Origin of the sequence: Microbacterium sp. CSI-V (assembly GCF_001984105.1) — a bacterium.
Lineage (GTDB): Bacteria > Actinomycetota > Actinomycetes > Actinomycetales > Microbacteriaceae > Microbacterium.
In genome coordinates this window covers 139,153-160,980 of sequence record NZ_MTQM01000006.1, presented here as the reverse complement: position 1 = coordinate 160,980, position 21,828 = coordinate 139,153, and the positions used below count along the sequence as shown (strand labels likewise).

The window sequence follows — 21,828 nt, the reverse complement described above, 5'->3', positions numbered from 1 at the left end:
TGCGTATCCCTCCGATTCTATGGCATCCCGTACACACGCCCGGCCGCCTGTCGACCCCCTCGGGAACAGTCTCGGGCGCCGGCGCGTTCTCGCTATGCTGGCGATGAACGCGCGCCCCGCGCCGACCACCCCACCCCACTCCCGCCCCTACGGCGTCGAGTGCGGCGTCGGATCGTGACCCGGGCGCAAAGTGACGAGAAAGGCACCGTGTTGTCGGACTTCGAATGGGATGAGATCGATCGGCGCGCGGTGGACACCGCACGCGTTCTGGCGGCGGACGCCGTCGAGAAGGTGGGGAACGGTCACCCCGGCACCGCGATGTCTCTCGCACCGGCCGCTTACCTGCTGTACCAGCGCGTCCTGCGCCACGACCCGGCCGACACGCACTGGCCCGGCCGCGACCGCTTCATCCTCTCGGTGGGGCACTCCTCGCTCACCCAATACATCCAGCTCTACCTCGGCGGTTTCGGCCTCGAGCTGAGGGACCTCGAGGCGCTCCGCACGTGGGGCTCGCTCACCCCCGGCCACCCCGAGTACGGGCACACCGACGGCGTCGAGATCACGACGGGTCCGCTCGGTCAGGGCCTGGCCTCGTCGGTCGGCTTCGCCTATGCGGCGCGCTACGAGCGCGGCCTGTTCGACCCCGAGTCGCCCGCCGGCGAGAGCCCGTTCGACCACTACGTGTACGTCATCGCCGGCGACGGCGACCTGCAGGAGGGCGTGACCAGCGAGGCCTCCTCCCTCGCCGGCCACCAGGAGCTCGGCAACCTCATCGCGATCTACGACTCCAACCAGATCTCGATCGAGGACGACACCAACGTCGCCTTCACGGAGGACGTGCAGAAGCGCTACGAGGCCTACGGCTGGCACGTCCAGACCGTCGACTGGAAGAAGACCGGCCAGTACGTCGAGGACGTCGCCGAGCTCCACTCCGCGATCGAGGCCGCCCAGGGCGAGACGAGCAAGCCCTCGCTCATCATCCTCAAGACGATCATCGGCTGGCCCTCCCCCGGCAAGCAGAACTCGGGCAAGATCCACGGCTCCGCCCTCGGCGCAGACGAGCTGAAGGCCACGAAGGAGGTCCTCGGCTTCGACCCCGAGCAGCACTTCGCGGTCGCCGACGACGTCATCGCCCACACCCGCGAACTCGTGAAGCGCGGCGAGGCCGAGAAGGCCGCCTGGCAGCAGAAGTTCGACGCCTGGGCCGAGGCCCACCCCGAGCGCAAGCAGCTGTGGGACCGCCTGCAGGCCCGCGAGCTCCCCGCCGACATCGCCGAGGCGCTCCCCGCCTTCGAAGCCGGCAAGGATGTCTCCACCCGCGCCGCCTCCGGCACGGTCATCAACGCGCTGGCCGCGGAACTCCCCGAGCTCTGGGGCGGATCGGCCGACCTCGCCGAGTCCAACCTGACCACGATCAAGGACGCCAAATCCTTCATCCCCGAGTCGTGGTCCACGCACGAGTGGTCGGGCGACCCCTACGGCCGGGTGCTCCACTTCGGTATCCGCGAGCACGCGATGGGCGCGATCCTCAACGGCATCGTGCTGCACGGTCCGACGCGCCCGTTCGGCGGCACGTTCCTCATCTTCAGCGACTACATGCGGCCGCCGGTGCGTCTGGCCGCCCTGATGAACATCCCGACGATCTTCGTCTGGACGCACGACTCCGTCGCCCTCGGCGAAGACGGCCCGACGCACCAGCCGATCGAGCAGCTCGCCACGCTCCGCGCCATCCCGAACTTCGCCGTCGTGCGACCGGCGGACGCCAACGAGACCTCGGTGGTCTGGCTCGAGATGCTGCGTCGCACGGAGGGTCCCGCGGGCATCGCCCTCACGCGTCAGAACATCCCGGTGTTCGAGCGCGGCGCCGGCGAGGCCTCGGGCGAGGAGTTCGCCTCCGCGGCGAACGCCGTCAAGGGCGCCTACGTGCTGGCCGAGGCCGCGAACGGCGAGCCGGACGTCCTCCTCATCGCCACGGGCTCCGAGGTGCAGCTGGCCGTCCAGGCGCGCGAGACGCTCGCCGCCGAAGGCATCCACGCCCGGGTCGTGTCGGCACCGTCGCTCGAGTGGTTCGCCGAGCAGGACGAGGCCTACCGCGAGTCGGTGCTGCCCTCCTCGGTGAAGGCACGCGTGTCCGTCGAGGCCGGTTCGGCCCTCACGTGGGCGGGCATCGTCGGCGACGCCGGCCGCTCCGTCGCGATCGATCACTTCGGCGCCTCCGCCGACTACAAGACCCTCTTCCAGAAGTTCGGGATCACCGCCGAGGCCGTCGTCGCGGCCGCGCACGAGTCGATCGCCGCCGCGAAGTAAGAGACCAGGAGAACAGACATGAGCACTCCCACCGAACAGCTTTCCGCCGCAGGCGTCAGCATCTGGCTCGACGACCTGTCCCGTCAGCGCATCCAGTCCGGCAACCTCGCCGAACTCATCGAGAAGCGCAACGTCTCGGGCGTCACCACGAACCCGACGATCTTCGCCGGTGCCCTGTCCAAGGGCGAGGCGTACGAGGGCCAGGTCCGCGAGCTCGCCGCCCAGGGCGCCGGCGTCGACGAGGCGATCTTCTCGATCACCACCGACGACGTGCGCGACGCCTGCGACATCTTCCTCCCGGTCTTCGAGTCCACCGGGGGCGTCGACGGCCGCGTGTCGATCGAGGTCTCCCCCGACCTCGCGCACGACACCGAGGCCACCGTCGCGCAGGCGAAGGATCTGTCCGCGCGCGTCGACCGCCCGAACGTGCTGATCAAGATCCCCGCCACCAAGGCCGGGCTCCCCGCGATCACCGAGGTCATCGGCGCCGGCATCTCCGTCAACGTGACGCTGATCTTCAGCCTCGAGCGTTACGCCGAGGTCATCGACGCCTACCTCGCGGGCGTCGAGAAGGCCCACGCGGCCGGGCACGACATCTCGACCCTCCAGTCGGTCGCGTCGTTCTTCGTCTCGCGCGTGGACACCGAGGTCGACAAGCGCCTCGCCGCGATCGGCACCGACGAGGCGGCCGCGCTCAAGGGCAAGGCGGGCCTCGCCAACGCGCGTCTGGCGTACGAGCTCTACGAGCAGAAGTTCGCCGAGGACCGCGCGAAGGAGCTGCTCGCCGCCGGCGCCACCGTCCAGCGCCCCCTGTGGGCCTCCACGGGCGTGAAGGACCCGGCCCTGCCGGACACGCTCTACGTCACCGAGCTCGTCGCTCCCGGCACGGTCAACACCATGCCCGAGAAGACGCTCGAGGCGACCTTCGACCACGGCGTGATCACCGGTGACACCATCACCGGCGCCTACGCCGAGGCGCACGAGGTCTTCGACCAGCTCGCCGCCGCGGGCGTCGACTTCGCCGACGCGACCCAGGTGCTCGAGGACGAAGGCGTGGAGAAGTTCATCGCCTCGTGGCACGAGCTGCAGGACACCGTCGCCACGGCGCTCGAGGCCGGAAGCGCCCAGGCCGCGAAGTGACCTTCGCCGTCAAGGTCACCGGCCAGGTGAAGTCGGTCGTCGACTCGGAGCTGCCCGACCTGGTCGGCTCCCTGGTCGCGTCCGGCATCACGGCGGGCGACCCCACGCTGTGGGGTCCCGCGGCCGAGGAAGAGGCATCCCGTCGGCTCGGGTGGGTGCAGGCGGTCTCCGTCTCGCGCCCGCTCGTGCCCGAGATCACCGCCCTGCGCGACGAGCTCGTCGCGCAGGGCGTGACCCGCGTCGTCCTGGCCGGAATGGGGGGCTCCTCCCTCGCACCCGAGGTGATCGCCCGTTCCGCGGGCGTGCCGCTGGTGATCCTGGACTCCACCGCCCCCGGGCAGGTGCTCGCCGCGATCGACGGCGACGCCGAAGCCGGTGGCCTGCGCGAGACCGTCCTGGTCGTCTCGAGCAAGTCCGGCTCGACCATCGAGACGGATTCGGCCAAGCGCGCGTTCGAGGCCGCCTTCCGCGACCTGGGCATCGACCCGGCCGATCGCATCGTCGTCGTCACCGACCCCGGCTCGCCGCTCGATCAGGCGGCGCGCGCCGACGGCTACCGGGTGTTCACCGCCGACCCCACCGTCGGCGGCCGGTATTCGGCGCTCACCGCCTTCGGCCTCGTGCCGGCGGGCCTCGCCGGCGTCGACATCGACGACCTGCTCGACGAGGCGGATTCCACCCTCCTCGAGGTCGCGATCGACTCCCCCGAGAATCCGGCCCTGGTCCTGGCGGCGGCGATCGCGGGCGGCGGCGCGCAGCGCCGCGACAAGCTCGGCCTCGTCACCGACGGCAGCCACCTCCCGGGCCTCCCGGACTGGATCGAGCAGCTCGTCGCCGAGTCGACCGGCAAGGACGGCACGGGCATCCTCCCCGTCGTGCTGCTGCCCGTCTCGCCCGAGCTGGAGACCCGACCCACAGACCTGCAGGTCGTGAGGTTCGTCGACCACGCCGACGCGTTCCACCTGTTCGAGCGTCACGAGGGCGAGGTCCTGGTGAGCGGCTCCCTCGGTGCGCAGTTCATCGTGTGGGAGTACGCCACCGCCATCGCCGGACGCCTGCTCGGCATCGACCCGTTCGATCAGCCCGACGTGGAGTCGGCGAAGGTCGCCGCCCGCGGGCTGCTCGACGCGCGCCCGGAGGAGACCGCCCCGGCGCTCGTGTTCGACGGCGTCGAGGTTCGCGTTTCGGACCCCGCCCTGGCATCCGGTGGCACCCTGGCGAGCGTCCTGGACGCCCTGTGGGCGTCCGTGCCGGCCGACGGTTACGTGAGCATCCAGGCCTACGTGAACCGACTCGATCTGCCGCAGCTCGCGGGGCTGCGCGAACTGGTGGCCGCGGATTCCGGTCGACCCACGACGTTCGGATGGGGACCCCGGTTCCTCCACTCCACGGGCCAGTACCACAAGGGCGGACCCGCCACCGGTGTCTTCCTCCAGATCACCGAACGCACCGACGTCGACCTCGAGATCCCCGGTCGCCCGTTCACGTTCGGTCAGCTCATCAACGCACAGGCCGCGGGCGACGCGAGCGTGCTGGCGGAGGGCCACGGCCGCCCCGTCGTCACGCTCACGCTCACCGACCCGCAGGTCGAGGTGCTCTCACTCTTCGAGGCGGCGCAGTAGAAGCATGGTCGTAGAGATCACACCCGGTCACAATCCCCTCCGCGATCCCGAGGATCGCCGGCTCAACCGCATCGCGGGTCCCAGCGCGCTGGTGATCTTCGGCGTGACAGGAGACCTGTCGCGCAAGAAGCTCATGCCGGCCGTCTACGACCTCGCCAACCGCGGCCTCCTGCCCCCCGGATTCGCGTTGGTCGGCTTCGCCCGTCGCGACTGGGAGGACCAGGACTTCGCGAAGGTCGTGCACGAATCGGTCAAGCAGTACGCCCGCACCGAGTTCCGCGAGGAGACGTGGCAGGAGCTGCTCGAGGGCATCCGCTTCGTCCAGGGCGAGTTCGACGATCCCGAGGCGTTCCGTCGTCTGCGTGAGACCGTCGACAAGCTCGACGTCGAGCGCGGCACGATGGGCAACCACGCGTACTACCTCTCCATCCCGCCGAAGGCCTTCCCCCTGGTGACGACGCAGCTCAAGGCGTCCGGGCTCGTGGGCGAGGGCGATCAGAAGCCGGCCGGCTGGCGCCGTGTCGTGATCGAGAAGCCCTTCGGTCACGACCTCGCCTCCGCGCGCGAGCTGAACGAGGTCGTCGAGAGCGCGTTCCCCGCCGACTCGATCTTCCGGATCGACCACTACCTCGGCAAAGAGACCGTGCAGAACATCCTGGCGCTGCGTTTTGCCAACGAGCTGTACGAGCCGATCTGGAACCGCAACTACGTCGACCATGTGCAGATCACGATGGCCGAGGACATCGGCGTCGGCGGTCGCGCGGGCTACTACGACGGGATCGGCGCGGCTCGCGACGTCATCCAGAACCACCTGCTGCAGCTCCTCGCCCTCACGGCGATGGAGGAGCCGATCAGCTTCAACGCAGCAGACCTGCGCGCCGAGAAGGAGAAGGTGCTCGCGGCCGTCCGCCTGCCGGAGAACCTCGCCGAGGCGACCGCCCGCGGGCAGTACGCCGGCGGATGGCAGGGTGGCGAGAAGGTGCTCGGCTTCCTCGAGGAAGACGGCATGAACCCGGAGTCGGTCACCGAGACCTACGCCGCGATCAAGCTCGAGATCAACACGCGCCGCTGGTCCGGGGTGCCGTTCTACGTGCGCAGCGGCAAGCGGCTCGGACGCCGTGTCACCGAGGTCGCCGTGGTGTTCAAGCGTGCGCCGCAGCAGCTGTTCTCGCGCAGCCAGACCCAGGAACTGGGTCAGAACGCGCTCGTCATCCGCGTGCAGCCCGATGAGGGCGTCACCATCCGCTTCGGTTCGAAGGTCCCGGGCGACGGCACCCAGGTGCGCGACGTGACGATGGACTTCGGGTACGGCCACGCCTTCACCGAGGCCAGCCCCGAGGCCTACGAACGGCTCATCCTCGACGTGCTGCTGGGAGACCCGCCGCTCTTCCCGCGCCACGAAGAGGTCGAGCTCAGCTGGAAGATCCTCGACCCGATCGAGGAGTTCTGGGCGGCTCAGGGTGGCCCGCTCGAACAGTATTCACCCGGGTCGTGGGGGCCGGCATCCGCCGACGAGCTCCTCGCCCGCGATGGCCGCACGTGGAGGCGCCCGTGATCATCGATCTGCCCGACACCACCGTCAGCGCGATCTCGAAGAAGCTCGTCAGCGTTCGAGAAGAGGGCGGCGCCGTCGCCCTCGGTCGCGTGCTGACCCTCATCATCGTGACCCGCCACGGTGCCGAGGAAGAGGTCATCGAGGCCGCGAACGACGCCTCGCGCGAGCACCCGATGCGCGTGATCGCGGTGCTGTTCGGCGACGAGGGCGAAGAGCCGCGCCTCGACGCCCAGATTCGCGTGGGCGGCGACGCCGGCGCGAGCGAGGTCGTGGTGCTGCGGGCCCACGGAGCGGCCGGGTCCAACGCCGAGAGCCTCGTGACGGGTCTTCTTCTGCCCGACGCCCCCGTCGTGGCTTGGTGGCCCGCCGAGGCGCCGGAGGATCCCGCGCTCTCCGCGATCGGCCGGATCGCCCAGCGCCGCATCACCGACGCGTCGTCGCAGGCCGACCCGACGTCGTGGGTCGCCCACCTCGGCGAGCACTACGCGCCCGGCGACACGGACTTCGCGTGGACCCGCGTCACGCGGTGGCGCGAGCAGCTCGCGGCCGTGCTCGACCAGCCGCCGTACGAGCCGGTGACCTCCATCGAGGTCGCGGGTTCGAGCGACTCCCCCTCCACCGCTCTTCTCGCGGCGTGGCTGGGTCTCAAGCTCGAGGTCCCGGTCGCATACACGTACCTGCCGGAGGAGGAGTGGGCCGGCGGCATCAAGTCGGTGCGTCTGACCCGCGAGAGCGGCGACACGCTGCTGGAGCGCCCGGTCCCGGGCGTGGCGGTGCTCACCCAGCCGGGGCAGCCGACGCACGAACTCGACTTCCCGCGCCGGACTCTGCGCGAGTGCCTGGCCGAGGAGCTGCGTCGCCTCGACCCCGATGTGCTCTACGGCCGCGTCCTCACCCAGTGCACCGAGTTGCTCGGCACGCTCGACGAGCTGAGCACGCGATGACCGAGAACGGTGCGGCCAAGCAGGTCATCATCAAGAAGGATGCCGCGACCCTCGCCGACTACGTCGCGACGCGTTTCGTCAATCGCGTCGTCAAGCGCGTGGCCGAGGGCAAGCGCATGCACATCTGCCTGACGGGCGGAACGATGGGCGGCGCCGTGCTGCGCGCCGCGGCACTCGATCCGCGCGTTGCGGACATCGACTGGTCGCTCGTGCACTTCTGGTTCGGGGACGAACGGTTCGTGGCCCGTGACTCGGACGACCGGAACGACCGGCAGGCGCGTGCGGCTTTGTTGGATGCTCTGGCCGTCCCCGCCGAGAACATCCACACGGTCGCGTCGACCGACGACGGCCTCGACCTCGACTCCGCGGCCATCGCGTACGCCGATGAGCTGGCGCAGTTCGCTCCGTCGGATCGCAGTGAGACCGGCCCGTGGCCGTCGTTCGACATCTGCTTCCTCGGTGTCGGTCCGGATGCGCACATCGCGTCGCTCTTCCCCGACCGGCCCGAGATCTCGGTGACCGACCGGGCGACCGTGCCGGTGCGCGACTCCCCGAAGCCACCGCCCGAGCGCATCTCGCTCACGCGTCCGGTCATCAACTCGTCCAAGCGCGTGTGGATGGTCATCGCCGGGGCGGACAAAGCCGCAGCTCTCGGCCTCGCCCTCGCCGGTGCGAGCTATCAGAGCGTCCCCGCGGCCGGGGCGAAGGGGCGCCGTCGTACGGCGTTCTTCGTCGACGAGGCCGCGGCCGACCAGGTCCCGCCGCAGCTCATCGACCGCGAGTACTGACACCGGATTTCCATCGGGAATCCGAGGGGGCCACGTGCGATGCACGCGGCCCCCTCCGCCGTCAACGGGGAAAATCTCCTCTTGTCTTCGTCCGGCACCGTTGCTTACAGTGGCGGCCTGGGGGCATCCAGGACGGATGCGGCGAATCGCCCGCCGCGCCATCCACCGACGCAGTTGGGAGCGTTCGGATGCAGTTTTTTGGGCGCGAACGGGAAATCCAGGTCGCCGAGGCGATGATCGGCATGCGGGAGGGGGCCGCGTGCGTGTTCGTCGGCGACACCGGGGTGGGCAAGACGGCCCTCCTCAGGGAGATCGCCCGACGACACGACACCGCGGTCGTCGCGGTGAGTCCGAGCGAACGGATGTGGCCCCTGTCGGGTGTCTCCGCCTTCGCCGCCGGGCTGGCGGGGTCGCGGAGCAGCGCCCTCGACGCGGTTCTGTCCCGGGGACGCGATTGGCCGGAACACCTGCTGGCGGAGGAGATCAGCCGCACTCTCCACCTCGTTCAGGACGAGCCCCGCGTGCTGGTCATCGACGACCTGGACGAGATGGACGGCGCGAGCCTCAGCATCCTGGCGTTCGTGTGCGCTCGGCTCCGAGGTACCGGGGTCAGCGTGGTCGCGACCGTGCGAACCCCGGAGGGGCGCCACGATTTCGCCGGGGTGACCCACATCCACATCGAACGGCTCTCCTTCGACGAGTCGGTCGAGCTCGCCCGCGCGACGATCGGCGCGGGCACCAGCCCGGCCGTGACGCACATCGTGGCCGCATCGACGGGCGGTGACCCCGGGCTGATCGCGCGTGTCCGGCTGACTCCCGGCGAGGCGGCCGGCGACGCCGCGCTGCCGCTGCCTCTGCGCGTCGTCCGCCCCTCGGTCCGGCGCCAGCGCAGTATGCCGCGGTGCTCCGAGGATCCCCGGGTGTCGGCCGTCCTCGACCTGCTCTCGATGGGGCCCCTCTACGACTACGAGCACCTCCGATCGGCGGCCGCCGAGATCGGTATCGAGCTGGACGAGCTGATCGACCGCGGTCTCGTGAGCGTGCACGGCGACCGCGCGCGCGTCTCCGACCCCGCCCTCCGCCTCCGCCATCACGCGGCGCTGTCCCCCGACGAGCGTCGGCGGCTGCACGCCCGGTCGGCGAGCGACCACCGGCAGCAGGACCCGGCGACGTATCTGTGGCACGCCAGCTTCCTCGACCCCACGGGCGACCGGCTCCCGCTCCTCGCCGCCGCCGTCGAACTGTCCCGCGGGGGTGACACGTTCGCCGCGATCGAGTTCGCCGAGCGCGCCCTGGGCGGTGAGCTGGACCCGATCCAGCGGGATCGCGGACTCGTCGAGCTGGGCGACGCCCTCGTCCTCGGCGGACACGACCTGCTCGGACAGCACTATCTCGATCGCGCCCTCGACACGGCCGCGGCGGATGTCCGCGTGCGGGCGACGATCGCGGCTCTGCGTGCCGGCGCCCGCGTCGATCACGTCGTGCGCGACGCCCTTCCCGACTCCGTCGAATGGGAGGACGACGCCGTCTCCACCGAACGCCTCCTGTGCGAGAGCGCACGTCTGCATCTCTCCCGCGGGGAGCTGGATCAGGCGGTCGCGCGGGTCTCCGCGGTCGTCGAGCGCGGGGCCGCGTCCGAGGAGACACTGCTGCTTGCCGCGATCCTGCGGGGAATGGGGATGGAGGTTGCCGACGATCTCCCGGACACCGTCGACCTCGAGGTCGGGCTCAGCCCGGACGCTCCGATCGAACTCGCCAGCCTCGCGGTGACCGTGCTGCTCCTGGACGAACGGTACGCGGAGGTCCGGCGCGTCACGGAGACGCTGCTCAGCAGCATGCCGCGCCCTGCCCCGATGTGGCGGGAGCGTCTCCTGCGCATCGTCGTCGCCGCCGAGGTACGCGGAGGCGATCCCCTCGCGGCCCGGCACGCCGTGGCGGCGTGGCGACACGAATGGCTCCCCGGACGCGGACCGGATGCCGCCCGCACTCTGCTGCTGGCTCAGGCCGCCGCCATCGACCCGTCCGATCCGACGACCCACGACCTCGTGCGCCGCGGCAGGGAACTATGTCGGAGAGAGGGAACGCCGACGCTCCTGCCCTTCTTCGCGGCGATCGAGGGAGGCCTCGCTCTGACGGAGCGACGTTTCGACGACGCGGTCGGCAGTCTGCAGGCCGCGCGGGCCGCCGGACCGGGGAACGACCCGGCGCTGATGCGGACCGACGCCGACCTGATCGAAGCGCTGTGGCTGAGCGATCGGGTCGTCGAGGCCCGTTCCGAGACGGCGCGGTTGGAGATCGCGCTCGCGGCGCGCCCCCGCCGGTGGACGACGCTGGCGGTGGCCCGGTCCCGCGCCGTGTGCCGGTCGGGTCGAGAGGGCCGACTCGCCTTCGACGAGGCGCAGGCCCTCTATCGCACCGACGACTCGCCCCACGAGTACGCGCGCCTGCGCGCGGCTCGCGAGCGGTGCGTTCCGGCGGATGAGTACCGCGTCCTGCGCAGGGTCGGCTACGACGCTCGAGCCGACACCGTCCTCTCGCCCGACGAGCAGGAGGTCGTCGCCCTGGTCCAGCGGGGTCTGCGCAATCGCGAGATCGCCGCGACCCTGTTCATCTCCCTGCGATCCGTGGAGTTGCGTCTCACGCGCGTCTACCGGAAGCTCGGTGTCGGTTCACGCGCGCAGCTCGTCGCCCACCTGCACGGGGAGGCCTCCGCCTGACCTCGAACGAGCGGATGCCAGGGGCCCGGGTGCCGGCCCGGTCGCCCCGCCCCCGGCCGTCCGGCGGTCCGGGCTCTTCCATCGGCCGTCCGACGGCCGCCCGAGAGCGGCGACCAGGGCTCGCAGGCACAGCACCGCGTCCCAGACGCGCAGCAGCGGGAACAGGAGCATCGACACGCGCGGAGGCTGCCGCGTGACCGCGCACAGGAAGACCGTCATCACGGTGTCCACGAGGAGGAACCCCACCAGCAGAGGAACCGTCGGGATCGCCGCGGCCACGGCATCGGCGACGCCTGCCGCGCTCCCGCTCAACAGCCGACCGCCCAGGGCGGCGAGAGCCCCCACGACGAGCGCGGGCACGACCGCCGCGATCACCAGGCTCGCGACGGCGGTCTCGGCGGCGAAGACGCCCACGGACGTCCAGAACAGCCCGGGCCGGATGCCGTGCCGCCGCACGGTCTGCCAGAAGCCGAGGCTCCAGCGGCGCATCTGGGCCGAATAGTCGCGGAGGACGGCCGGATCCTGCGTCTCGGCGATCGCGCACTCCGGGTGGAAGGCGATCCGGCCGAGGCGCTTGGCGTGGACCTCGAAGGTCATGTTGAAGTCCTCGATCGACAGCCCGGGGGCGTCGATGTCGATCCGGTCCAGCACGTCCGTGCGATACAGGCTCGCGAAGCCGGGCACGATGGCGACGGCGTCTGCGGCGCGCGCCGCCTGGCCGAACTTGTGGAGGTACTGGGTGCACACGTACGTGCGTTCCCGGTAGGTCGTGAGCAGGCGCCCCGTGCGAGTCGCCGGGGCGTCCGCGGCGGTCGTCGCGCGTCCCGCCACGGCCACCACGTCCGGGTCGGTGAACAGCGGCAGGCCCGTGCGCAGGTAGTCCGGGCGCGGGCGGGAGTCGGCATCCAGGAGGAGCAGGAGGGGGAACCGCTCGGGGATCCGGAAGCGCTCGAGTCCCGCCCGGATGGCGCCCGCCTTGCCGCGATTCGGGAAGAGGTCCCACACCGACGCGCCCGCGTCGCGCGCCCGCTCCACCGTCGCGTCCCCCGACCCGTCCGACACCACGAACACGTTCCGGGCCGGCACGAGGGCCCGGGCGGCGCGCACCGCGTCGGCGATGACGAGCTCCTCGTCGTGCGCGGCGATGAGCACCGCGACCTCCGTCGACCGGAAGTACATCGACGGTGCGAGCAGCGACGGACGCGGGCGCCGCTCGCAGGCGAGGCGGCCGAGGGCGACAGTGCCCCACACGAGCGTGGAGACCCCGATCGTGCAGACGGCGACGAGGAGCGCGAGCGCGAGGGTCATGGCATCCCTTCGTCCGGAGGCGGTCAGTGCCACGACCGTACGCGTTCTCGGCTCCGCCGGCGCCCGCACGGCCCGCATGCGCGCTTGCGGTTTCCCGCACACCGGCGTGCGGGGCGCGGCATCCCGCAGGATCGGCCGCGATCGCTTGACCGCTCCCCCGGGCCCGGCGGAGGGTGGGCCCCGGATCAGCACCGACGCTCGTTCGGATGCCCCGCCCCGGATCACCCGAACGTCCCTCGCACGCGGCAGGTCGCCGTCTGTCACGGGACCTCCCCCTTGGAGGATGACGATGTCCACACTCGATGTCCGTGCGACCGCGCCGCTGTCGACGGCCGCGACGGAGCCGGCTGCTCCCCCACCGTTCGACTTCGACGTCGCGATCGTGGGACTCGGCTACGTGGGTCTGCCCACGGCTCTCGCCTACCGGGCGAGCGGCTCGCGGGTCCTGGCGCTGGATGCCTCGCCCCGGCGGCTGCGCACCATCGCCGCCCGCGGCGCCGACCTGATCGACTCCGACCGCGACCGCCTCGAAGCCGCCCTGCGCGCGCCGCGGGAGTTCCGTCTCACCAGCGACGTCTCGGAGCTCGCCCGGGCCGCCGCGATCGTCGTGTGCGTGCCGACCCCCGTCGACCACCAGCAGGTCCCCGATCTCGCCCCGCTGCGGGCGGCGTGCGCCACCGTCGTCGCCGCGGCTCGCCCCGGCCAGCTGATCATGCTGACCTCCACGACCTACGTCGGCTGCACCCACGACCTCGTCGAGCAGCCGCTTCGCGAGCGGGGGCTGGAGGTCGGCCGGGACGTCTTCGTCACCTTCAGCGCCGAGCGTATCGACCCCGGGAACGTCGGTTTCGCGCAGGAGGTGGTGCCCCGCGTCGTCGGCGGCGCCACGCCGCAGTGCCAGGAAGAGGGCGTGCGTCTGCTCTCGCGATACGCCGCGCGCGTGCACCCCGTGTCGAGTCTGGCGACGGCCGAGATGACCAAGCTGCTCGAGAACACCTTCCGCGCGGTGAACATCGCGCTCGCCAACGAGTTCGCCGACATCTGCGGGGCGCTCGACGTCCCCGTCACCGAGGTGATCGAGGCGGCCAGCACCAAGCCGTACGGCTTCATGGCCTTCTATCCCGGACCGGGGGTGGGCGGACACTGCATCCCGTGCGACCCGCACTACCTGCTGTGGCAGCTGAAGGCCCTCCACGTGGATGCCGGGGTGATCACCGAAGCGATGACCCGCATCGCCGCGCGACCCCGGCGCGTGGTCGACCGCGTGCGCGACGTCCTCGGCCGGGCCGGGAAGGGCACGCTCGGCGCCCGGGTGCTGATCGTCGGCGTCACGTACAAGCCCGACGTCGCCGACCTCCGCGAGTCCCCCGCGCTGGAGATCATCGACGGACTCATCGACGCCGGCGCGGAGGTGCAGTACGTGGACACCCACGCGCCGCACATCCATCTCGGCTCCGGACGCGAACGGGATTCGCTCACCGACCCGGCGGCCTTCCACCCCGACGTCGTCCTCGTCCACACGCGCCACCACGACTCCGATCTGAACTGGCTCGACGGCGACGCCGTCGTCCTGGACGGCACGTATCGCAGCTCCGACATCCCCGGGCGGGTGCTGCTGTGAGCGGGGTCCCGATCTACCCGTCGGGCGACCGCACGGCGCACCGCACCCTCGTCACCGGTGGCGCCGGCTTCGTGGGCAGCCACCTCGTCGAGCACCTGCTGGCCGCCGGGGACGAGGTCACCGTCCTCGACGACCTCTCGACCGGGTCGGCGCGCAACCTGGCCGGGGTCGCCGACAACCCGCGCCTGCAGATGATCCACGGCTCGATCCTCAACACCAAGACGGTCGGCCAGGCCATGGAATCCTGCGACCGGGTGTTCCACCTCGCGGCCGCCGTCGGCGTGAAGCTCATCGTCGAGCAGCCGCTGCGCGGCCTCCGTATCAACATCCACGGCACCGAGAACGTCCTCACCGCGGCGATCGAGCGGCAGGCGTCGGTCCTCCTGGTGTCCACGAGCGAGGTCTACGGCAAGAACACCGCCGACCGCCTGCGGGAGGACTCCGACCGCATCCTCGGCGACCCCCTCCTCTCGCGGTGGACGTACGCCGGCGCGAAGGGCATCGACGAGGCCTTCGCGAAGGCCTACTGCGATCAGGAGGGCCTCGACGTCGCGATCGTCCGACTCTTCAACACCGTGGGCCCGCGGCAGACCGGTCGATACGGGATGGTCTTCCCGAACCTCGTCGGCCAGGCGCTCAGGGGGCACCCGTTGACCGTGTTCGGCGACGGGCAGCAGACCCGATGCTTCTCGGCGGTGGAGGACGTCGTGCCCGCCATGGTGCGCATCGAACGCGATCCGCGCGCACGCGGGCAGGCGTGCAACCTCGGCGGGGCTCGGGAGATCTCGATCCTGGACCTCGCCCACGAGATCGTCCGCACGCTCGACAGCCGGAGCGAGATCCAGCTGATCCCCTACGACCAGGCCTACGCCCCGGGGTTCGAGGACATGCGTCGCCGGGTTCCCGACAACACCAAGGCCAACGACCTGGTCGGCTACGAGCCGCAGACGTCGCTGACCACGACGATCCTCCGGGTCGCCGCCGATCTGCTCGCCCGCGAGCGCCTCGCCTCCGACGCCATGCCCCTCGCCGGCACGGGATCCTTCCGCGGGGTGCTCTGATGTGCGGCATCACCGCGTTCCGGGGCCCGTCCGCGGCGACCCACGCGCGCGTGGCCCTCGCCCGACTGGAGTACCGCGGCTACGATTCCGCGGGCATCGCCGCCCGCCGCCCCGACGGAACGGCGATGCACGTGCGCACCCTGGACGGCGTGGAGGCGCTTGCCGACGCCGTCGAGTCGGACACGGATGCCACCACCGCGGCGATCGGCCACACCCGGTGGGCCACCCACGGCGGCGTGAGCGAACGCAACGCGCACCCCCTCGAGGATTGCGGGGGCCGTCTGTTCGTGGTCCACAACGGCATCGTCGAGAACGCGGGTGCGCTGCGGGAACGCCTGCGGTCGGCCGGCCACCGTCTCGCGACCGACGTCGACACCGAGGTCATCGTCCATCTGCTCGAGGAGGCGGTGAGCGTCGGCATGGATCTCGGTGAGGCGCTCGCGGACACGGCGACCCATCTGGTGGGGTCGTGGGCCGTGGTCGCGTTGGACTCCCGGACCGGTGCGCTGGCCGGAACCGCCCACGGATCGCCGCTGATCCTCGCGGACGGCGGCGACGGGGTGTATCTCGCGCGCGATGTCGGCGCGGTCGCGCCGTTCGTGTCCGCGTTCCGCGTGCTCGAAGACGACGACGTCGTCGACATCGACGCGGCCGGCGCGCACTGGCACCGTTCGGGCGGGAGCGACCGGCCGCGCGGACTCTGGCCGGTTCCCGAGGTGACGCTGCTGTCCCGCGGCGGCCGGCACGACGACCACATGGGCAATGAGATCGACGAGCAGCCGGTGGTCGCTCGACGCGTGCTCGACGCCCTGGCCCCGAGCATCCGCGACGGCGCCCTGTGGAACCGTCTGGGGCTCCCCCCGGTGGAGGAGATCGACCGGGTGGCGGTCCTCGGCTGCGGCACGTCGCTGCACGCCGGACGAGCGCTCGCCGGGGTGTTCGCGCGGGTGGGACGCATCCCCACGCGCGCACTGACGGCGAGCGAGGCCGCGCACGAGGTGTGGGAGCCGCGCACCCTCGTGGTGGCGATGAGTCAATCCGGCGAGACCGCCGACGTGCTGCGTGCGCTGGACGGACTGCCGTCCGGTCACGGCACGGTGCTGGCCCTCACCAACAACACCGCGTCGTCTCTGGCGCGTCGAGCGGACGCCGTGTTCGATTGTCTCGCGGGGCCCGAGATCGGTGTCGCAGCGACGAAGACGTTCGTGGCGCAGGTGCTCACGGGCGCGTGCGTAGCCCTGTCGGGGCTGTCCATGTCGGGGCGCGCGGATGCCGCCGTCCTCGACGCCGACCTGAACGCGCTGGCCGCGACGCCCGACGCCCTCTCGGGAGCCCTGCACGCCTGGCGCGATCGAGCCGCGGATCTCGCCGCCGATCTGGTGACGGCCTCCGGGTTCCTGTTCCTCGGTCGCGGCGCGGGTCTCGTGTACGCCGCCGAGGGCGCGCTGAAGCTGAAGGAGCTCTCGTACCGCTGGGCGGAGCATCACGCCGCGGGCGAGCTGAAGCACGGCCCGTTGGCCCTGGTGGATGCCGGGACCCCGGTGTTCGTCGTCGACGACGGCGACCCGCGCCTGGACGTCGACATCGCCGAGGTCGAGGCCCGCGGTGGGCGGGTGATCCGCGTGGGCGAACGGGCCCTGCGGGTGGGGGGCCTCCCGCTCCAGCTGCCGCGCACCGGCCCGTCCTGGGGGCCGTTGGAGACGGTCGTGCCGTTGCAGCTGTTCTCCCGCGAGCTGGCTCTGCGTCTCCAGCGCAACGTCGACAAGCCCCGCAATCTCGCCAAGTCGGTGACCGTCGCATGACGACGCCCCCGGCTCGGCTTCCCCTCCCGAGAAAGGCCGCCCGCATGGTCCCCGCTCCCCCCACTCCGAACCGACGACGGCGTCGCCTGCGTCTCACGATCGCCGCCGTCGCCCTCGCGGCGATCCCTCTCGCCGGTCTCGTCGCCGTCGCGCCGTCCCCCGCTCAGGCGGCCACGCGCACGGTCGTGAGTCTCACGTTCGACGACGCCAACGCCAACCAACTGAACGCTCTGCCGGCGCTGAAGGCGAACGGGATGAAGGCGACGTTCTACGTCCCGTCAGGCTTCATCGGCGCGGCCGGACATATGACCCGCGCCGACCTGACGAACCTCGCGAGTGCGGGGCACGAGATCGGCGGCCACACGGTGAACCACCCCGATCTCGCGCAGGTGAGCGTCGACGAGGCGAAGCGGCAGATCTGCACCGACCGGAAGAACCTGACGTCGTGGGGCTTCACGGTCCGCAGTTTCGCGTACCCGTTCGCCTCCAGCACTCCCGACGTCGAGAAGGCCGCGGCCGACTGCGGCTACAACAGCGCCCGGCTGCTGGGAGACATCCGCAGTCGCTTCGGGTGCCCGGACTGCGCGTACGCCGAATCGACCAAGCCCGCGGCTCCGTTCGCCCTCAAGGCGCTCGACCAGGTCGATGCGACCTGGACGCTCGACGATCTCAAGCAGGGGGTCACCAACGCCGAGAAGAACGGCGGCGGCTGGGTGCAGTACACGTTCCACGACATCTGCGCCGACGCGTGCAGCGATCTTGCCATCACCCCGACCGTGTTCTCGCAGTTCGTCTCGTGGCTGAAGACGCGGCAGGCTGCCGGAACCGTCGTCAAGACGATCGGCAGCGTCATCGGCGGGACGACCAAGCCGCTCGTCGACGGGCCGTCGGTGCCCGCCCCGACCGGTTCGACCAACGGCATCGTGAACCCCGGCATGGAGCAGGGGGCGCCGGACTGCTGGATGCGCGGCGGCTGGGGCACCAACACCCCCGCCTTCGAGACGGGATCGCCCGCGCACGGCGGCGCCATCTCGAGCGGGATCACCATGACCGGGTACGTCGACGGCGACGCGAAGCTGCTCCCGCAGTTCGATCTGGGCCAGTGCGCTCCGACGGTGACGCCGGGCCGCACGTACACGCTCCGCGAGTGGTACCGCGCCAGCGGCGTGACGCAGTTCGCCGTGTATCTGCGCTCGACCGCGGGGGCATGGTCGTACTGGACCTCGAGCCCCTGGTACGCCTCGGCGACCGACTGGACCGAGGCCGACTGGACGACGCCGGCGATCCCGGACGGGTACAACGGGATCAGCTTCGCGCTGACGATCTTCGGCAACGGGACGCTGCGCACGGACGACCTCGCGCTCTACGACAGCGCCGGGGCGCCACCCCTCTCCCCGGTCGCCGGCGTCAGCCGCGTCGCCCCCGACACGACGACGCCGCCCCAGGGTCCGGTCGAGCTCTTCCAGCCCACCGAGAGCGACGTCACCGGATGACACGCCGCGCGGCGGCGGCGGGTGCCCTCGGGGTGCTCGTCGCCGCCGGCGTCGTGGCATGCGCGCCCGCGACCGCGCCCGCTCCGCTTCCCGACACCGGGTACCCGTGGCACACCGACATCGTGGCGACGACCTTCTGGGTCGGCGAGGTGTTCGACCCGAGCGCGTCCGACGGCAGCCAGCGTCTGTCGACCTACGACTCGCGATGGCTGGCGTCGTACGGGGGCTGCGACGGGGTGTCCGAGGGCACGCAGTGCCGCACGGAACCGCGCACGGCGGAGAACGGGTACTTCCCGACGCGGATGACGCCCCTCGAGAACCCCTTCTACCTCGATCTGCCGTACGACGACGTCAACGACGACGTGGGCTTCGCCGAGCGCGGGAAAGTGATCCCGTGGGCTTCGGAGGCGCCGTACGCCGCCGACGTCGCCGACCCGACGGTCAGCCTGATGAAGAACCGTTGGGTGGTGCTGCGCAAGGGCGACCGGCTGTGCTACGGCCAGATCCAAGACGCCGGTCCCGGCGAGTACCGCGACGCCGCCTACGTCTTCGGCTCCGACGATCGTCGTCCGGACAACACGCGGTTCAACGGCGCCGGTCTCGATGTCTCCCCCGCGCTCAACGGTTGCCTGGGCTTCCGCGAGCTCGACGGCGAAGACGACCGCGTCGACTGGGCGTTCGTCGACGAGGACGACGTCCCGGACGGACCGTGGACCAGGATCGTGACGACCAGCCCGGTCCGGTGAGAACGGAAGGTCTTACTGGCCCCGGCGCTCGCGCAGCTGCTGCAGCGCGTCGTCGAGGAGCGACGCCGCTTCCTCGTCGGTACGGCGCTCCTTCACGTAGGCCAGGTGCGTCTTGTAGGGCTCGGTCTTGGCCAGGGCCGGCGGGTTGTTCTTGTCGCGGCCGGCGGGAAGACCGGAGTGCGGAGAGTCGATCGTCTCGGGGATCTCGTCGTCGGGGATGCCCGCCGCGAAGTAGCGGACGGTCTCGTTGCCGAGGGCGTCCCAGTACGAGACCGCGACGCGATCGGCGTGGAAGCCGTGGTCCTGTTCTCCCATCGGGCCCGCGCCGACGCGCGTGCCGCGGATGGCGTTGCCGCCAGTGGCCATGTCAGAGCTCCGCGAACTTGGTGAGGAGACCGAGACCGACGATGGTGATGAACCACACCAGGGCCAGGACGATCGTGAATCGGTTGAGGTTGCGTTCGGCGAGGCCCGACGAGCCGAGAGCCGAGCTCATGCCGCCGCCGAACATGTCGGAGAGGCCGCCTCCACGTCCCTTGTGGAGCAGGATGAGCAGGGTCAGCAGGAGGCTGGTCACGCCCAGGAACACCTGCAGGACGAACTCGAGAATCTGCACTGTCGAAAGCCTTTCGCGGCGGTCGGATCGGACCGCACAAGCGTCAAGTATACGGGGAGGCGGCCGGACACACGGGATGCCCGCGGCGCGAGGCCGCGGGCATCCCGTGTCGGTCAGACTCCGACGTGCTTCTGGTAGCGGATGATCGCCGCGAACTCGTCCACGACGAGGCTCGCGCCGCCCACCAGCGCACCGTCGACGTCGGGCTCGCGCATGAAGCCGGCGATGTTGCCCGACTTCACCGAACCGCCGTAGAGGATGCGCGTGCGCGCTGCCGCATCGGCACCGAGCTTGTCGGCCACGACGGCACGCAGCTTCGCGCAGACCTCCTGCGCCTGGTCGGGCGTGGCGGCCTGGCCGGAGCCGATGGCCCAGACCGGTTCGTACGCCACGACGATGTCGGCATCGGATGCCACGCCCTCGAGCGCGACCTCGAGCTGACCCACGGGAACGGCGCTGGCGCCGAACTTCTCGAGGTCTTCGGAGGTCTCACCGACGCAGATGACCGGGACCAGGCCGTGGCGGAGCGCCGCCTGGGTCTTGGCCGCGACGACCTCGTCGGTCTCGTGGTGGAACTGCCGGCGCTCCGAGTGACCGATGATCACGTAGCGCGCGTCGAGCTTGGCGAGGAACTGACCCGAGATCTCGCCCGTGTACGCGCCGGAGTCATGGGCCGAGAGGTCCTGACCGCCGAGGGCGAACTCGATCTTGTCGGCGTCGAGAAGCGTCTGCACGGTGCGCAGGTCGGTGAAGGGCGGGAAGACCGCCACCTCCACGCTGCCGCTCTCGTGCTTCGCATCCTTCAGCGTCCAGTGCAGCTTCTGGACGAACGCGACCGCCTGCAGGTGGTCGAGATTCATCTTCCAGTTGCCCGCGATGAGGGGGGTGCGGTTCAGGACCATCCGAGGACCTCCAGTCCGGGGAGCTTCTTGCCTTCGAGGAACTCCAGGCTGGCCCCACCACCGGTGGAGATGTGGCCGAACTGGTCGTCCGTGAAGCCGAGCTGACGTACGGCGGCCGCCGAATCGCCACCGCCGACGACGCTGAGGCCGTCGACCTCGGTGAGCGCCTTCGCGACGGTCTTGGTGCCCGCGGCGAACGCGGCCATCTCGAACACGCCCATGGGGCCGTTCCAGAAGACGGTGCGCGAATCGCGGATGGCCTCGGCGAACAGGTCCGCCGTGCGAGGACCGATGTCCAAGCCCAGACCCGAGGCACCGAACGGGGTGTCCTCGAGCGCCACGGCATCCGCGACGACGTGCTCCGCGTCGGCGGAGAAGGACGCCGCGACGACGGCATCCACGGGGAGGACGATCTCGACGCCGCGCTCCTTCGCCGTGGCGAGGTAGCCCTTCACGGTGTCGATCTGGTCCTGCTCGAGCAGGCTCGAGCCGACCTTGTTCCCCTCGGCCGCCAGGAACGTGAACATCATCCCGCCACCGACGAGGAGCTTGTCCACGCGCGGGAGCAGGTGCTCGATGACCCCGAGCTTGTCGCTGACCTTCGAGCCGCCGAGGACGACCGTGTAGGGCCGTTCGGGGTTCTCGGTCAGGCGGTCGAGGACCTCGAGCTCCTTCTGGATGAGCAGGCCGGCCGCCGACGGCACGATCTGCGCCAGGTCGTAGACGCTGGCCTGCTTGCGGTGCACCACACCGAAGCCGTCGGAGACGAGGGCGTCGCCGAGCTCGGCGAGGTTCCGCGCGAACTCCTGCCGCTCGGCCTCGTCCTTCGAGGTCTCCCCCGCGTTGAAGCGGAGGTTCTCGATGACCGCGACGTCGCCGTCCTCGAGCGAGGCGACGGCCTCGCGGGCGGACTCGCCGACCGTGTCGCGCGCGAACGCGACCGGCTGACCGAGGAGCTCGGACAGGCGCTGCGCGACCGGCTCGAGCGAGTACTTCGGGTCGGGCGACCCGTCGGGACGGCCCAGGTGCGAGCACACGACGACGCGGGCGCCGGCGTTGATCAGGGCGTTGAGAGTCGGCAGCGACGCGCGCACGCGGCCATCGTCCGTGATGACGCCGTCCTTCAGGGGGACGTTCAGGTCACAACGGACGATGACGCGCGTGCCGGCCAGCGACCCCAGCGTTTCGAGGGTGCGCAGAGCCATG

General features: G+C 71.0%; 17 protein-coding genes. 12 read left to right on the top strand and 5 right to left on the bottom strand.

Translation table 11 applies throughout. The annotated features are described in order from the left end of the window. Window positions 1-210: 210 nt before the first annotated feature. The 7 genes from tkt (at window position 211) to CSIV_RS03290 (ending at window position 11,073) form a co-directional block, all read left to right on the top strand. Window positions 211-2,307: a transketolase gene (tkt, locus tag CSIV_RS03320; protein ID WP_077050127.1), complete on the top strand. Its 2,097-nt coding sequence runs from the start codon at window positions 211-213 to the stop codon at window positions 2,305-2,307. A gap of 18 nt (window positions 2,308-2,325) precedes the next feature. Continuing rightward, window positions 2,326-3,447, top strand: a complete 1,122-nt coding sequence (tal, locus tag CSIV_RS03315; RefSeq protein WP_077049997.1) for a transaldolase — start codon at window positions 2,326-2,328, stop codon at window positions 3,445-3,447. After that, on the top strand, window positions 3,444-5,069 hold the full coding sequence (locus CSIV_RS03310) for a glucose-6-phosphate isomerase (protein WP_077049996.1): 1,626 nt from the start codon (window positions 3,444-3,446) through the stop codon (window positions 5,067-5,069). Before tal ends, CSIV_RS03310 begins: the two co-directional genes overlap by 4 nt. A gap of 4 nt (window positions 5,070-5,073) precedes the next feature. After that, window positions 5,074-6,624, top strand: a complete 1,551-nt coding sequence (gene zwf, locus CSIV_RS03305; RefSeq protein ID WP_077049995.1) for a glucose-6-phosphate dehydrogenase — start codon at window positions 5,074-5,076, stop codon at window positions 6,622-6,624. Continuing rightward, a complete protein-coding gene (locus tag CSIV_RS03300) occupies window positions 6,621-7,568 on the top strand; it encodes a glucose-6-phosphate dehydrogenase assembly protein OpcA (protein ID WP_077050126.1) in 948 nt (315 codons plus the stop codon). Before zwf ends, CSIV_RS03300 begins: the two co-directional genes overlap by 4 nt. Then, window positions 7,565-8,356 carry a 6-phosphogluconolactonase gene (pgl, locus tag CSIV_RS03295; protein ID WP_077049994.1) on the top strand — a complete coding sequence of 264 codons (792 nt, stop codon included), beginning with the start codon at window positions 7,565-7,567 and terminating at the stop codon, window positions 8,354-8,356. The genes CSIV_RS03300 and pgl overlap by 4 nt, the downstream gene beginning before the upstream one ends. A gap of 188 nt (window positions 8,357-8,544) precedes the next feature. Next, window positions 8,545-11,073 carry a helix-turn-helix transcriptional regulator gene (locus tag CSIV_RS03290; protein WP_077049993.1) on the top strand — a complete coding sequence of 843 codons (2,529 nt, stop codon included), beginning with the start codon at window positions 8,545-8,547 and terminating at the stop codon, window positions 11,071-11,073. Here the strand turns inward: CSIV_RS03290 and CSIV_RS03285 are convergent. Next, window positions 11,026-12,381 carry a glycosyltransferase gene (locus CSIV_RS03285; protein ID WP_077049992.1) on the bottom strand — a complete coding sequence of 452 codons (1,356 nt, stop codon included), beginning with the start codon at window positions 12,379-12,381 and terminating at the stop codon, window positions 11,026-11,028. The two genes, CSIV_RS03290 and CSIV_RS03285, sit on opposite strands and share 48 nt — an antisense overlap. A 289-nt stretch (window positions 12,382-12,670) precedes the next feature. Between CSIV_RS03285 and CSIV_RS03280 the strand changes: the two genes are divergently transcribed. Genes CSIV_RS03280 through CSIV_RS03260 form a run of 5 tightly spaced genes read left to right on the top strand, consistent with a single transcriptional unit; the run spans window position 12,671 to window position 19,104 of the window. After that, window positions 12,671-14,002 (top strand): nucleotide sugar dehydrogenase, encoded by a 1,332-nt coding sequence (locus CSIV_RS03280; protein WP_083734971.1) that lies wholly within the window; start codon window positions 12,671-12,673, stop codon window positions 14,000-14,002. Continuing rightward, window positions 13,999-15,063 (top strand): NAD-dependent epimerase/dehydratase family protein, encoded by a 1,065-nt coding sequence (locus tag CSIV_RS03275; protein ID WP_238592327.1) that lies wholly within the window; start codon window positions 13,999-14,001, stop codon window positions 15,061-15,063. Before CSIV_RS03280 ends, CSIV_RS03275 begins: the two co-directional genes overlap by 4 nt. Next, the gene (gene glmS / locus CSIV_RS03270) at window positions 15,063-16,865 is read left to right on the top strand and encodes a glutamine--fructose-6-phosphate transaminase (isomerizing) (protein WP_077049991.1); all 1,803 of its coding nucleotides are present in this window, start codon (window positions 15,063-15,065) and stop codon (window positions 16,863-16,865) included. Before CSIV_RS03275 ends, glmS begins: the two co-directional genes overlap by 1 nt. Window positions 16,866-16,909: 44 nt before the next feature. Then, window positions 16,910-18,358 (top strand): polysaccharide deacetylase family protein, encoded by a 1,449-nt coding sequence (locus CSIV_RS03265; RefSeq protein WP_077049990.1) that lies wholly within the window; start codon window positions 16,910-16,912, stop codon window positions 18,356-18,358. After that, window positions 18,355-19,104: a hypothetical protein gene (locus CSIV_RS03260; RefSeq protein ID WP_077049989.1), complete on the top strand. Its 750-nt coding sequence runs from the start codon at window positions 18,355-18,357 to the stop codon at window positions 19,102-19,104. The genes CSIV_RS03265 and CSIV_RS03260 overlap by 4 nt, the downstream gene beginning before the upstream one ends. 12 nt (window positions 19,105-19,116) lie before the next feature. Here the strand turns inward: CSIV_RS03260 and CSIV_RS03255 are convergent, their stop codons facing one another. From CSIV_RS03255 to CSIV_RS03240, 4 genes are all read right to left on the bottom strand, one after another. Continuing rightward, window positions 19,117-19,470 (bottom strand): RNA polymerase-binding protein RbpA, encoded by a 354-nt coding sequence (locus tag CSIV_RS03255; protein ID WP_063257886.1) that lies wholly within the window; start codon window positions 19,468-19,470, stop codon window positions 19,117-19,119. A 1-nt stretch (window position 19,471) separates the two neighbouring features. Beyond that, window positions 19,472-19,720, bottom strand: coding sequence for a preprotein translocase subunit SecG (gene secG, locus CSIV_RS03250; protein ID WP_077049988.1), 249 nt, complete (start codon window positions 19,718-19,720; stop codon window positions 19,472-19,474). A gap of 113 nt (window positions 19,721-19,833) precedes the next feature. Beyond that, a complete protein-coding gene (tpiA, locus tag CSIV_RS03245) occupies window positions 19,834-20,622 on the bottom strand; it encodes a triose-phosphate isomerase (RefSeq protein WP_077049987.1) in 789 nt (262 codons plus the stop codon). Further along, on the bottom strand, window positions 20,613-21,827 hold the full coding sequence (locus CSIV_RS03240) for a phosphoglycerate kinase (RefSeq protein WP_077049986.1): 1,215 nt from the start codon (window positions 21,825-21,827) through the stop codon (window positions 20,613-20,615). Before CSIV_RS03240 ends, tpiA begins: the two co-directional genes overlap by 10 nt. Between the last annotated feature and the right edge of the window lies 1 nt (window position 21,828).